The 13086-nt window shown below is 75.2% G+C and carries 11 protein-coding genes; 7 read left to right on the top strand and 4 right to left on the bottom strand.

Going from position 1 to position 13086, the window contains the following annotated elements:
• Nucleotides 1–10: 10 nt before the first annotated feature.
• The 4 genes from chvE to E2B92_RS02355 all read right to left on the bottom strand — a co-directional run bounded on the left by chvE (nt 11) and on the right by E2B92_RS02355 (nt 4418).
• The gene (gene chvE, locus E2B92_RS02370; RefSeq protein ID WP_126888191.1) at nt 11–1123 is read right to left on the bottom strand and encodes a multiple monosaccharide ABC transporter substrate-binding protein; all 1113 of its coding nucleotides are present in this window, start codon (nt 1121–1123) and stop codon (nt 11–13) included.
• Nucleotides 1124–1125: 2 nt separating this feature from the next.
• On the bottom strand, nt 1126–2094 hold the full coding sequence (locus E2B92_RS02365; protein ID WP_185923718.1) for a hypothetical protein: 969 nt from the start codon (nt 2092–2094) through the stop codon (nt 1126–1128).
• Between the two features lie 147 nt (nt 2095–2241).
• Nucleotides 2242–3267: a zinc-dependent alcohol dehydrogenase gene (locus E2B92_RS02360; protein WP_126888190.1), complete on the bottom strand. Its 1026-nt coding sequence runs from the start codon at nt 3265–3267 to the stop codon at nt 2242–2244.
• Nucleotides 3264–4418 (bottom strand): mandelate racemase/muconate lactonizing enzyme family protein, encoded by a 1155-nt coding sequence (locus E2B92_RS02355; protein WP_126888189.1) that lies wholly within the window; start codon nt 4416–4418, stop codon nt 3264–3266. Before E2B92_RS02355 ends, E2B92_RS02360 begins: the two co-directional genes overlap by 4 nt.
• A 270-nt stretch (nt 4419–4688) precedes the next feature.
• Here E2B92_RS02355 and E2B92_RS02350 point away from each other — a divergent pair, with 270 nt between their 5' ends.
• The 7 genes from E2B92_RS02350 (at nt 4689) to E2B92_RS02320 (ending at nt 13074) form a co-directional block, all read left to right on the top strand.
• A complete protein-coding gene (locus E2B92_RS02350) occupies nt 4689–5462 on the top strand; it encodes an IclR family transcriptional regulator (protein WP_126888188.1) in 774 nt (257 codons plus the stop codon).
• A 224-nt stretch (nt 5463–5686) separates the two neighbouring features.
• Nucleotides 5687–6559, top strand: coding sequence for an SMP-30/gluconolactonase/LRE family protein (locus tag E2B92_RS02345; RefSeq protein WP_126888176.1), 873 nt, complete (start codon nt 5687–5689; stop codon nt 6557–6559).
• 113 nt (nt 6560–6672) lie between these two features.
• Nucleotides 6673–7218, top strand: coding sequence for a SigE family RNA polymerase sigma factor (locus E2B92_RS02340; protein ID WP_126888177.1), 546 nt, complete (start codon nt 6673–6675; stop codon nt 7216–7218).
• Nucleotides 7219–7402: 184 nt separating this feature from the next.
• Nucleotides 7403–8284 carry a pectate lyase gene (locus E2B92_RS02335; RefSeq protein ID WP_126888178.1) on the top strand — a complete coding sequence of 294 codons (882 nt, stop codon included), beginning with the start codon at nt 7403–7405 and terminating at the stop codon, nt 8282–8284.
• A gap of 84 nt (nt 8285–8368) precedes the next feature.
• The gene (locus tag E2B92_RS02330) at nt 8369–9277 is read left to right on the top strand and encodes an arginase family protein (protein ID WP_126888179.1); all 909 of its coding nucleotides are present in this window, start codon (nt 8369–8371) and stop codon (nt 9275–9277) included.
• Nucleotides 9278–9341: 64 nt separating this feature from the next.
• Complete coding sequence (locus E2B92_RS02325) at nt 9342–12746, top strand: AfsR/SARP family transcriptional regulator (RefSeq protein ID WP_399432224.1); 3405 nt, start codon at nt 9342–9344, stop codon at nt 12744–12746.
• 127 nt (nt 12747–12873) lie between these two features.
• On the top strand, nt 12874–13074 hold the full coding sequence (locus E2B92_RS02320; RefSeq protein ID WP_126888180.1) for a hypothetical protein: 201 nt from the start codon (nt 12874–12876) through the stop codon (nt 13072–13074).
• The last annotated feature ends 12 nt before the right edge of the window (nt 13075–13086 follow it).

The raw sequence follows: 13086 nt of genomic DNA, 5'->3' as shown, positions 1-13086 counted from the left end.
GCGGGCCCCGTCACGTCAGCTCCCCGGCGGTGAAGTAGCCCTCGTCGACGAGGAGCCGGGTGTTGGTCCGGTCGATGCTGACCGGGTCCAGCAGGAACGACGGCACCGTCTTCCTGCCGTTGTCGTAGTCCGTGGTGTTGTTGACCCGGGGCTCGCGGCCGTTGAGGACGGCGTCGCCCATCAGCACCGCCTGCGCCGCGAGCTTCCGGGTGTCCTTGAAGACCGTCTGCGTCTGTTCGCCCCGGATGATCGACTTCACCGAGGCCAGCTCCGCGTCCTGCCCCGTCACCACCGGCAGCGGCCGGCTCCCGGTGCCGTAACCGGCGCTCTTGAGGGCCGAGATGATGCCCAGCGAGATGCCGTCGTAGGGGGAGAGGACCGCGTCGACGCGCTGCTCGCCGTAGTTCTTGCTGATCAGGTCGTCCATCCGCTTCTGCGCGGTGCCACCGTCCCAGCGCAGGGTGGTCGCCTGGTTCATCCGGGTCTGCCCGCTGCGCACCACGAGCCGGCCGCTCGCGAGGTACGGCTGGAGCACCTTCATGGCGCCGTTCCAGAAGTACCTGGTGTTGTTGTCGTCCGGCGAGCCCGCGAACAGCTCGATGTTGTACGACTTCCCCGCGGAGGCCGGCGGGCCGAGCTTCAGCGCCCCCACGACGTACGCCGCCTGGAGCTCGCCGACCCGCTCGTTGTCGAACGACGCGTAGTGGCCGACGTGTTCGCTGCCCATGATGAGGCGGTCGTACGCGATCACGGGTATGCCCGCGCCGTCGGCCCGCCGGAGCACCTCGGTGAGGGCCGAGCCGTCGATCGCCGCGATCACCAGCAGTCGGCGACCCTTGGTGATCATGTTCTCGATCTGGGCGATCTGGTTCTCGACCTTGTCGTCGCCGTACTGGAGGTCGGTCGCGTACCCCGCCTCGCGGAACCGCTCCGCCATGTTCTCGCCGTCGGCTATCCACCGCTCGGACGCCTTGGTGGGCATGGCCAGTCCGACGGTGCCGCCCTTGCCCCCCGCCGGCCGGTAGCGGCTGCCGCCCCTGGCCTCCTGGCCGCAGGCGGCGAGCGGGGCGGAGAGCAGCGCGGCGAGCGAGGCCGTCACGGCGGTTCTGCGGGTGATGCGCATGGTCAGTCCCCTTCCGGGACGGGGAAACGGCACAGCTCGCCCGGCAGCCGCGAGCCGAGCGGGGACATCCCGCCGTCCGCGCCGTGCCGGGCCAGCAGGTCGAGGACGAGCCGGCCCCGGCGGACCCGCTCACGGGCGGTGGCGAGCGCGGCGTCCCGCAACTGCGCGCCGTAGGGGTAGATGCCGGGGGAGCGGCTCAGGCCGAACTTCAGGTAGAGCGGGGCCCCGCGCCGGATCAGCTCGGCGGCCTCGTACATCCGGACGCAGCCGCCGAGGTCGTCGGGCGCCTCGACGTACAGGTCCATCGGCGCGCGGGCGGCCAGCCGGATCTCGGTGAGGTGGTCCAGGGTCAGGTCGGAGGGCACGTTGATGGAGTCCGCGCCGAGCCGTTCGTACACGGCGTACGAGGCCGGGTTGACCGGGCCGGTGAGCGCGGACAGCTTGAACGTGGTGCCGGCGGGCAGGTGCCCGGCCACGCGCAGTCGGTGCAGTGTCCACAGCACGCCCTCGTCGGCGACGAGCAGGCAGCGCACGCCCAGCGCGGTGGCGCGGCACGCGTCCTCCACGCAGCCGGCGAGCGCGTCGTGGCCCCGGGCCCGCGGTCCGGCGCCGCCCGCGTCGGTACGGGTGCCCGCTCCGATGTCCCAGGTGCCGCGCGGACCGGTGAACAGGCACAGCTCGATGTCGCGTTCGGCGCAGGACTCCACCATCGAGGTGATCTCGGAGTCGGTGAGCATCCAGACGCCGCTGCCCTGGCTGACGCGGTGGACGGGGACGCCGAGCCGGGCACTCTCCTCCAGGACGACGCCCAGGGCCTCCGGGCCCTCCACGGAGGGGATCTCGGTGCGCCAGGTACCGCCGTCGGGGAACGTGTGCGGCGAGGTGTCGGCCGGGTCGGCGGCGGGCGACGGATGGCCGATGGCGGCCAGGGCGCCGGCGCCGGGACGGCGGGGCAGGGACGGGGCGGTCACAGGACTCCCATGTTCGATATGTCGGACGTGGTTCGGAAGAGTGGGTGTACGGCGGTACGGGATGCGAGCAGGGCACCCCGTACCGCCGTACGGCATACGAGGGCCGCCGTGCCACGGGGACCTCCGGGCGCGCAGGCCCGGCCGGCCCTACGGGCGCAGCAGCACCTTGCCGGTCCCCGGGTCGCCGCCGCCGACCAGCGCGACGGCGTCCGCGAACCGCTCCAGCGGGAACTCGTGCGTGATCAGCGGCGCCGGATCGAGCAGACCGAGCCCGAAGGCCCGTACCGCGTCCGACCAGGCCGACGAAGGGGCACCGAAGACGCTGCGGACCTCGAGCTGGCTCAGCGACAGGTGGACGGGGTCGATCCCGGCCGCACCCGGGCCGAACATGCCGGTCAGCACCACCCGGCCGCCGCGGCGCGCCAGCAGGCACGACGAGGCCGCCGTGGTCGGCGCGCCGGCCGTCTCGACCACCAGGTCGAACCGCCCGCCGAGCCCCTCCGCACCCGCCGGGTCGACCGCCGCGGTCGCCCCCAGCAGCAGCGCCCGTTCACCCCGCGCCGCCCGTGGATCGACCACCGTCAGCTCGGCCGGTGAGCAGGCCCCCAGCAGTTGCACGGCCAGCAGCCCCAGGGTGCCCGCGCCCACCACCGCGACGCGCTGACCCGGGCGGGGCCGCCCGGCCCGTACGGCCGCCGCGACCACGGCGGCCGGCTCCAGCAGGGCCGCGGCCCGCAGGTCGGCGTCGTCGGGCAGCGGGTGCAGCAGCCGCGCCGGAACGCCGACGTGGTCGGCGAAGGCACCCGGCTCGGTGAACCCGGTCTCCGCGTACCCGCCCGCGCACAGGCTCGTCTCGCCGCACCGGCACCGCTCGCACACCCCGCACGCCCGGAACCCCTCGGCGACCGTCTTGCGGCCCACCAGCGCCGGGTCGACCCCCTCGCCCACCGCCTCCACGGTCCCCGCCCACTCGTGGCCGGGGATCACGGGGTAGCGGACGTAGGCGGCGTCCCGGTGGCCGTCGTACACCTCCCGGTCGCTCATGCAGATCCCCGCCGCGGCGACCCGCACCAGGACCTCGCCCGGCCCCGGCCCGGGCACGTCGCGCTCGACCAGCCGGTACGCGCCCGGCCGGTCGACCACCACAGCCCGGCTGCGCGGCGGCCCGCTCACCTCGGCGCCCTCCTCTCCCAGCCCTCGGCCCACAGGTCGAACCGGGCCCGCTGCTGCGGGAACTCGGCCGCCGCGTCCACGTCCAGCTCCACACCGAGCCCCGGGGCGTGCGACACCGCGAAGCAGCCGGTGGCCGGATCCACCTCGGGGGCACCCCTGACGACCTTCTTGATCTCCGCGTCCGCGAAGTCGTTGAAGTGCTCCAGGATCTTGAAGTTGGGTGTGCACGCGGCCAGTTGCAGGGAGGCCGCGGTGAGGACCGAGCCGCCCACGTTGTGCGGGGCGACCATCATGTAGTGCGTCTCCGCCGTGGCCGCCAGCTTGCGGGTCTCCAGGATGCCGCCGATGTGCCCCACGTCCGGCTGGATGATGTCGGCCGCCTGCGACTCGAACAGCTCGCGGAACTCGATCCGGTCGTGGATGCGTTCACCCGTCGCCACGGGCATGTCCACCTTCCCGGCCACCTTCGCCAGGGCCTTGAGGTTCTCCGGCGGCACCGGCTCCTCCAGCCAGGCCGGGCGGAACGGAGCCATCTCCCTGGCCAGGCGCACCGCCGTGGCCGGGCTGAAGCGCCCGTGCATCTCCAGCATCAGCTCGGCGTCCGGCCCGATCGCGTCCCGCACCGCCTCGATCAGCGACACCGCGTACCGGGTCCGCTCCGCGTCCAGCTCGAAGTGGCCGGTGCCGAACGGGTCGATCTTCAGCGCCCGGTAACCGCGCGCCATGACCCCCTTGGCGGCCCGGTGGTACGCCTCGGGGGTCCGCTCGGTGGTGTACCAGCCGTTCGCGTACGCCGGGACCGTGTCGGTCACCCGGCCGCCGAGGAGCTGCCAGACCGGCACCCCCAGCGCCTTGCCCTTGATGTCCCAGCACGCCATCTCGACGACCGCGATGCCGGACATCACGATCTCACCGGCCCGCCCGTAGTCGCCGTACTTCATACGGCGCACCAGATCCTCCACGGCGAACGGGTCCGACCCGGCGATGTGGTTGGTCTCGGCCTCCCTGAGGTAGCCGGCCAGGGCGTCCGTATGACCCAGCATGCGCGTCTCGCCGACGCCGGTGAGCCCTTCGTCGGTGTGGACGAGCACATAGGTGAGATTGCGCCAGGGGGTCCCGACGACATGAGTGCTGATTCCCGTGATGCGCACGGCAGTTGCCCTCTCGCGCTCGTTCGATATTTCGTCACGCGTTCGAAATCTGGGCGTGACCGTATGCAACCGCTCGGGAGGTGTCAATGGGGTGCGCGGGTTCCGCCTTCCGCCCCTCTCCGTACGGCAGTTGCCCGCCGCCGCGGGGTCGGCTCCGGTGCGGCCGTGACGGGAGCGCACGGCCATTGCCCGGCGAAGTGGCTGCGGTTAGCCTGTGTTCGTCATACCGGCCAATGGCCGGAATTTCGAACGATGGGGTGGGTGGACGGCATGGGACGGCTGGTTCCCGCGGTGACCAGGGCGCTCGACATCCTGGAACTGTTCCTGGACGGCGACGGCACCCTCTCGGCGCCCGAGGTCACCCGCAGGCTCCAGTTGCCCCGCACCACCGTGCACGAGCTGCTCACCACGCTCGCCGCCCGCTCCTACCTGTCGGCCCTCCCCGAGCAGCCCGGCCGCTACCGCCTGGGTGTACGCGCCTACCAGCTCGGCAGCCGGTACGCCGAGCAGCTCGACCTCGCCGCCGAGGGGCAGCGGGTCGCCCGGGAGGTGGCGGAGACCTGCGACGAGACCGTCCATGTGGCCATCCTGGAGGACACCGACGTCATCTACATCGCCAAGGTCGACTCCACGCACGCGGTCCGCATGGTCTCCGCCGCCGGGCGCCGGCTCCCCGCCCACTGCACCTCCGTCGGCAAGATGCTCCTCGCCTCGCTCCCGCAGGCCGAACTCGACGCCCGGATCGAGCGGCGCGAGCTGGTCGCCATGACCTCCAACAGCATCACCGACCCCGACGCGCTGCGAGCCGAACTGGCCGCCGTCCGCGAGCGGGGCATCGCCTCCGAGTACCAGGAGTCCAACCCGGACGTGAGCTGCGTCGCCGCCCCCGTGCGCGACGGCTCCGGCCGGGTCGTCGCCGCGCTGTCCATCTCCGTGCCCATGATCCGGTGGAGCGAGCAGCGCGAGGCCGAACTCGCCGGCCTCGCCGCCAAGGGCGCCGACGACCTCTCGGCCAGCCTCGGCCACCGGGGCGGCGCTAGGTGAGGCGCGATCCGGGCGGGCGCACCCCGGGGCCGGGCGTGGCGGCGTCGGGCGTGGCGGCGTCGGGCGTGGCGGCGTCGGGTGTGGCGGCGTCGGGTGTGCCCGGGGCAGGTGTGGCGGGGCCGGGTGTGCCCGGGGCAGGTGTGGCGGGGTCGGGTGTTACCGGGGCGGGTATGGCGGGGCCGGGTGTTACCGGAACGGGCTTCGCCGGGCCGGGTGTTACCGGAATGGGTGGCACGGTCAGGGCCAGGGGCCTGGAGGTCGCCGTACGGGAGCGTGCCGAGCTGGGCGAGGGTCCTACCTGGGACCCGGCCACCCGGCGGCTGGTCTGGGTCGACATCCTAGGCTCCCGCGTCCACACGTACGCCCCGGAGAGCGGCCGCCGTACGGTCACGCTCACCGAACAGCACGTCGGCGCCGCCAAGCCGCGGGCCGGCGGCGGGCTGGTGGTCAACCTCAGGGACGGCATCGGACTGTACGGCCCGGGCGGCGCGCCCTTCCGCTGGCTGGTCCACCACCCCGTGCCCGGGCGGCGCGGCAACGACGCGGCCGTCGCCCCCGACGGGGCCCTGTGGGCGGGCACGATGCGCTACGACGAGGCGGACGGCGGCGGCACGCTGACCCGCGTCGCCCCGGACGGAACGGCCACCACCGTCTTCCCGGGCGTCTCCGTCAGCAACGGCACCGGCTGGAGCCCCGACGGCACGCGGATGTACTACATCGACAGCCCCACCCGCCGCATCGACGTGTGCCGCGTGACCGACGGCGGTGAGCGGGTCACCGGCCGGCGGCCGCTGGCGACCGTCGAACGGGGCGCCGGCATCCCCGACGGGCTCACCGTCGACGCCGACGGCTGCGTGTGGGTCGCCCTCTGGGACGGCGCCGCGATCCGCCGCTACACCCCGGACGGCACCCTGGACAGGGTCGTCGAACTGCCCGTGCGCCGCCCCACCGCCTGCGCCTTCGGCGGCCCAGGGCTGCGCGACCTGTACATCACCACCGCCCGCACGGGGCTGACCCGCCCCCATCCCCTCTCCGGCTCCCTGCTGGTGCTCCCCGACGCGGGACGCGGCCTGGAAGGCACCGCGTTCAGGGGCTGACGTCCGATGGCAAGCGCTTGCTACGATCGCGCCCTCGCACTCGGGGCGAGGGCACGGCCGAGCACACCACCATCAGCGACGCAGCGCGCGACGACGCGGAGGGAGAGGCCGCCGTGGGAGCATCCGCCGACGACGCCAGGGAGTTCCACGACTTCTTCGAGCGTCACTACGCCGAACTCGCGCGGTTCGCCCACCTGCTGACCGGTGAGGCCGACGCCGCCGACGACCTCGCCGCCGACGCCCTGCTCGCCTTATGGCACCGCTGGGACCGCGTCCGCGCCGCCGACCACCCAACCGCCTACGCCCGAGGCGTCGTCGCCAACCTCGCCCGCAGCCGCGTCCGCAGCGCCGTACGCGAACGCCGGCGCATCGCCCTGTTCTGCTCCCCGCACTCCCCGCACACCGACGGCCCCGACGTACCGTCCGTCGTGGACGTCCAGGGCGCCCTGCGCACCCTGCCGTTCCGCAAGCGCGCCTGTGTCGTGCTGCGCCACGCCTTCGACCTGTCCGAACGGGACACCGCCCTCACCCTCGGCGTCTCGGTCGGTACGGTGAAGAGCCAGACGTCCAAGGCCATGGCCCAGCTCGAGCGGCTCCTCGGCAACCGCGCGGCGGCGCACCTCGTGGGGGAGACACGGACGGGCCGAGGCGCCGTCTGAGCGAGGCGGCCGACGAGCACCACCCGGACCGCGCCCGCGATCCCCCCGGAGGCGAACGGGCGACGGCGGCGGGCGAGTTCCCCCCGTCCGGTCCGGAGAACCCCGCGACCGGCGGCAACCCTCCGCGCGGCGGCGGCGACCAGCAGGTGCGAGGTCTCACCCCCACACGAAGGAAACGGGACACATGAGCCGACGAGCCGCCCAGCGGTCCACCCTTCCTGAACATTCCGCCCAGCCCGGCCGGGCCGACCGCCCCCACCGCCCCTCCCGGCGCACCGGCCGCCGTGCCGTCGCCGCGCTCGCCGGGGCCGTGGCCCTCACCGGCGCCGCCATCACCGCCGGCGTCACCCTCCCGACCGCCGGTGCCGCGGCCGCGTGGCCGGCCCCCAGCGGCAGCAAGCCCGTCCCGGCCACCATCCCGGTCGCCGCCGGCACCTCGTACGACGGCGGCATGAAGCGCCACTACGGCACCGGCGACCTCGGCGACGGCGGGCAGGACGAGGGCCAGGCCCCGCTGTTCAGCCTGGCGGACGGAGCCGTCCTGAAGAACGTCGTCCTCGGCTCCCCGGCCGCCGACGGCGTCCACTGCCAGGGGAGCTGCACCCTCCAGAACGTCTGGTGGGAGGATGTCGGCGAGGACGCCGCCACCTTCAAGGGCAAGTCGTCCAGCGCCGTGTACACGGTGACCGGCGGCGGTGCGAGGAAGGCATCGGACAAGGTCTTCCAGTTCAACGGCGCCGGCAGGCTCACCATCACCGGCTTCCAGGTCTCCGACTTCGGCAAGCTGGTCCGCTCCTGCGGCAACTGCTCCACCCAGTACAAGCGCACCATCGTCGTCGACGACGTCGACGTGACCGCCCCCGGCGGCAGCATCGCCGGCATCAACACCAACTACGGCGACACCGCCACCCTCCGCGCCATCCGCGTCCACGGTGACAGCAACAGGAAGATCAAGCCCTGCGTGCGCTACACCGGCAACAACACCGGCGCCGAGCCGGTCCAGACGGGCAGCGGCCCCGACAGCACGTACTGCCGCTACACGGCGTCGGACATCACCTACCGGTGACGCCTCGGCCCCCGCCGCCCCGCCCGCCCGCCCCGGCGGGACGCCGCGGGGCACGCGGGGGCCCACGACGGTAATGTCCGTTCCATGGCGGCTTCTGGTGCGCGGCAACCGGCGATCATCGAGGCGCCCTCCGTGCTGGGCCTGCGGCCCTCCGGCGTCCAGGACCTCCCGGCGGCCCTCCTCGGCGCCGGGCTGCCGAGACGTCTCGGAGCGGTACGGGCCGGGCGCGTCGACCCGCCCGCGTACGACCCGGCGCGCGACGCCGGCACCGGCGTCCTCAACCCGTACGCCCTCGCACGCTACTCGGCCGCCCTCGCCGACACCGTCGGCGACGTCCTCGACTCCGGCCGCTTCCCCGTCGTCCTCGGCGGCGACTGCACCATCCTGCTCGGCAACCTCCTCGCGCTGCGCCGCCGAGGCCGCCCGGGGCTGCTGTTCCTCGACGGGCACACGGACTTCTACCAGCCGTCGGCGGAACCGGCCGGTGAGGCGGCCTCGATGGAACTCGCCCTGGCCACCGGCCGGGGACCACGGGTCCTCACCGACCTGGAGGGGCGGGGGCCCCTGCTGCGGGACGAGGACGTCGTCGCCCTCGGCTTCCGCGACGCCGAGGAGTCCGCCGCGGCCGGCATGCAGCCCCTCCCGCCCGCACTGCACGCCATCGACCTCGACGGCGTACGCGCGGCCGGCGCCGCCGCCGCGGCACGCCGCGCCGTGGACCTGCTCACCGGGGGTGGCAGCGACGGTTACTGGGTCCACCTCGACGCCGACGTCCTCGACGACGCGGTCATGCCCGCCGTCGACTACCGGCTGCCCGGCGGGCTCGGCCTGCCGGAACTGGAGACGATCCTGCGGACGGCCCTCGCGGACGAGCGGGCCCGCGGACTCGACGTCACCATCTTCAACCCGCGCCTCGACCCCGACGGCCGCGCCGCCGCCCGCCTGACCGACTGCCTCGCGCGGGGACTCGCACCGGTCACGGGTCACCGGTGACGGCCGGGTCTCCGCGCGTGCCCGCGCGGCGACACCGGTGGCGCCGGAAGGCGACAATGATCCCGTGGCGGACGGTACGGCGGAAGCGGATGCGGTGACGGAGGGTCCGGCGGCGGACGGTGCGGTGGACGCGGCGGTGACGTGCCGTTACCGGGTGCTGGGGCCGACGCGGGCGCTGCGCGCCGACGGGACGGAGGCCCCGGTCACCGGGGCACGGCTGCGGGCCCTGCTCACCGCGCTCGCGGCGGCCGGCGGCCGGGCCGTGCCGGTGGGGCAGCTCGCCGCCCAGGTGTGGGTGGCGACCGCGCCCGCCGACGAGACGGCCGCGTTGCAGGCGCTCGTCGGGCGGCTGCGCCGGGCACTGGGGCCGGACGCCGTCGGCTCCGTGCCGGGCGGGTACCGGCTCGGCGCCCGGCCCGAGGACGTCGACCTGTTCCGCTTCGAACGGCTCGCCGCCGCCGGGGCCACCGCGCTGCGGGGCGGCGACGCGGCGGGCGCCGCCCGACTGCTCGACCGGGCGCTGGCCCTGTGGTGCGGGCCCGCCCTGACGGACCTGCCCGGCCGGGACGGTGACCCCCTGGCGGTACGGGCCGAACGCCGCCGCACCGAGGCGCGCCGGGACCGGCTCGCCGCCGAGATCGCGCTCGGCCGCGCGGAGGGCGCCCTCACCGGCCTCGCCGAACTGGCCGCCGAGCAGCCGCTCGACGAGCCCCTGGCCGCCCTGCGCATCCGGGCGCTGCGGTCGGCCGGCCGGCCCGCCGAGGCACTGGCGGCGTACGAGGAGATACGCACCCGCCTCGCCGCCCGGCTCGGCACCGACCCCGGCCCGGACCTCAAAGCCCTGCACGCCGAACTGCTCGCGCCCCGCACGGCCCCCGGCCACCCGGAGACCAGGCCCCTGGAGACCAGGGCCGCGGAAAGCAGGCCCCTGGAGACCAGGGCCGCGGATCGCCCGGCCCCGCACCGCCCGCGCGCCGCCCGTCCCGCGCCCGGGAACCTGCGGGCACGGCTCACGTCCTTCGTGGGGCGTGCGGGAGAGCTGGCCGCCGTCACCGCGGCGGTGCGCGAGCGGCGGCTGGTCACCCTGCTCGGGACCGGGGGCGTCGGCAAGACCCGCCTGGCGCTGGAGGCGGCCGGGGCGGTGGCGGACGCCTGGCCGGACGGCACCTGGGTGGCCGAACTCGCCTCCGTACGCGACGAGGCCGGCGTTCCCGAGGCGGTGCTGCACGCCTTGGGCGCCCGGGAACCCCTGCGCTGGGGCGACGAGAGCGCGGCCCGCGACCCGGTCGCCCGCCTCCTGGACCACTGCGCCGGGCGGCGCCTCCTGATCGTGCTCGACAACTGCGAGCACCTCGCCGGCGCCGCGGCCACCCTCACCGACACGCTGCTCGGCGGCTGCCCCGGCGTCACCGTCCTCGCCACCAGCCGCGAACCCCTCGGCGTCCCCGGCGAAGCCGTGCACCCCGTCGAACCCCTGCCCCCGGACGCGGCGCTCCGGCTGCTCGCCGACCGGGGCGCGGCGGCCCGCCCCGGCTTCCGCCCCGACGACGACCCGGAGGCGTGCGCCGAGATCTGCCGCCGCCTCGACGGCCTGCCGCTCGCCATCGAACTGGCCGCCGCCCGGCTGCGCGCCCTGACCCCGCGCCAGATCGCCGGCCGGCTCGACGACCGCTTCCGGCTCCTCGACCGGGGCAGCCGCACCGCGCTGCCCCGGCAGCAGACCCTCCGCGCCGTCGTCGACTGGTCCTGGCAGTTGCTCGACGCGCCCGAGCGGGCGGTGCTCGCCAGGCTGTCGGTCTTCTCCGGCGGCTGCGCCCTGGCCCAGGCCGAGGAGGTCTGCGCCGAACCGGACACGCTCGGCCACCTCACCTCCCTGGTCGACAAGTCGCTCGTCGTCGCCACCCCCTCGGCGGCCGGGGACGGGATGCGCTACCGGCTGCTGGAGACCGTCGCCGACTACGCCGCCGAGCGGCTCGCCGAGGCGGGGGAGCGCGAGATCACCGCCCGACGGCACCTGGCCGCCGTCCGCGAACTCGTCCGCGCCGCCGGCCACGCGCTGTGCGGCCCGCGCCAGCGGACCGTGCTGGAGACGCTCGACACCGAGCACGACAACATCCGCGCGGCGCTGCGGACCGCCGTCGACCTGGGCGAGGAGCAGGAGGGGCTCTGCCTGGCGCTGTCCATGAGCTGGTTCTGGCAGCTCCGGGGCCACCTGGCCGACGCCCGCACCTGGGCGTCGGCGGTCGCCGCGCTCGGCCCCGACCCGTTCCTCCCGCCGGTGCGGCAAGCCGTGCCCCTGACCGGGCGGATCACCGACACACCGCCGCCCTGGCCCGAGGAGCGGGTCCAGGAGGCCCGGCGGGGCGTACGGCTGATGGTGCTGGCCGCCGACGGCAGCCAGGGCGCCGCCACGATGGAGCGGCCCGGGAACCGCGCGTATCTGGAGGCGGTCGCCGACGCCTACCGGCCGGGCATGCCGCAGAACAGCCGGCAGCCCGGCACCATGTGGTTCTTCGTCCGGCTGCTGCTCGGCGAGTTCGACGGCCTCGGCCCGACCATGGACGCCTACGTCGCCTCCTGCCGGGCGCACGGCGACGACGCCGACCTGGGGTTCGCCCTGCTGGTGCGCGCCCGACTCGTCCCCGGCGGGCGGGACGACCCCGGTGAGGCGCTGGCCCGGTTCGAGGCGGCCGGCGACCCCTGGGGCGTCGCCGAGGCGCTCTGCGCGCGCGGCGAGGCCCACGAGCGGTCAGGCCGGTACGGCGAGGCCGCCCGGGACTTCGAGCGGTCCATGGAGTGCGCGCGGCGCATCGGCGCGCACGGCCAGGTCCCCGTCTTCCGCGCCAAGCTGGCCTCGGCGCTGCTGCGCGGCGGCCCGCCGGCGGAGCGCGAGCGGGCCGAGCGCATGCTGCTGGAGGCGGCCGAGGAGGGGGCGGGGCACACCGTCGAGGCGGTCAGCACCGCCCGGCTGCTGCTCGTCCAGCACTACGCCCGCACCGGCAGGGTGCCCCTCGCGCGGCGGCAACTGGACGCCATCGAGGAAGGCTTCACCCCGGGGACGGCCGAGATGTTCACCGGGATCGTCCTCGGCCTGCGCGGCTGGCTCGACTGCGTCGAGGGCCACCACGCACGCGCCCGGGAACGCCTGGCGGCCGCCGTGCGCGGACTGGAGACGCTGGCGTACATGGTCGCTCCGCACCTGGTCCTCGAACTGTTCCCGATCGCCGCCTGGGCCCTCGCCGGGCAGGGCGACCCGCGCGACGGGGCGCGGCTGCTCGGCGCGTACGACCGGCACGCGGACCGCCCGGGCGGCACCGGCTTCCGCCAGCTCCCCACCGACGTGGAGGACGAGATCCGGCGCCGCGCCGAGGCGGAGGTGCGCGCGGTCCTGGACGCGGGGGCGTACGCCGCCGCCCACGCCGAGGGCGGCGCGCTCGCGGTGAGGGACGCCGCGGCCCTCCTGCGGTGACACCCGCCACCGGGCGTGGCACCCGCCTCGCGGTCGGTGACGCGCCGCGCCGCAACCCGGATGGTGTAGGGGATGCGATCCGGGTACCCGGCGACGACAATGACTTCAGGACGAGCAAGGAGGCGGCATGAACGCTGAGCCCGATTCGACCTCCAAGCGAGAGGGCGTCACGCCCGACAGGCTTCTGCACAGCGGCGCCGAAGGCGAATTCAACGCGGAAGACGTGGTGCTCGCTTCAGGACGTGACGTCAACCCCAAGAACCTGGCCTGGGCCGAGCGCAGGCTGGCCGAGAAGGGCAAGGCGGCCCTCGACGAACTCCTCCCCTGACGCGACCCCCGC

The organism is Streptomyces sp. WAC05374, from assembly GCF_004353505.1.
GTDB lineage: Bacteria > Actinomycetota > Actinomycetes > Streptomycetales > Streptomycetaceae > Streptomyces.
Note: the sequence above shows the minus strand (reverse complement) of the source record. Positions and strands in the feature narration are given on the sequence as shown.

What these genes read in the sequence shown, in the direction of transcription:
- chvE (WP_126888191.1), bottom strand. Translation starts at nt 1,123, where the DNA reads ATGCGCATCACCCGCAGAACCGCCGTGACGGCCTCGCTCGCCGCGCTG.
- E2B92_RS02350 (WP_126888188.1), top strand. Translation starts at nt 4,689, where the DNA reads ATGGGACGGCTGGTTCCCGCGGTGACCAGGGCGCTCGACATCCTGGAA.
- E2B92_RS02345 (WP_126888176.1), top strand. Translation starts at nt 5,687, where the DNA reads ATGGGTGGCACGGTCAGGGCCAGGGGCCTGGAGGTCGCCGTACGGGAG.
- E2B92_RS02335 (WP_126888178.1), top strand. Translation starts at nt 7,403, where the DNA reads ATGAGCCGACGAGCCGCCCAGCGGTCCACCCTTCCTGAACATTCCGCC.
- E2B92_RS02330 (WP_126888179.1), top strand. Translation starts at nt 8,369, where the DNA reads ATGGCGGCTTCTGGTGCGCGGCAACCGGCGATCATCGAGGCGCCCTCC.
- E2B92_RS02320 (WP_126888180.1), top strand. Translation starts at nt 12,874, where the DNA reads ATGAACGCTGAGCCCGATTCGACCTCCAAGCGAGAGGGCGTCACGCCC.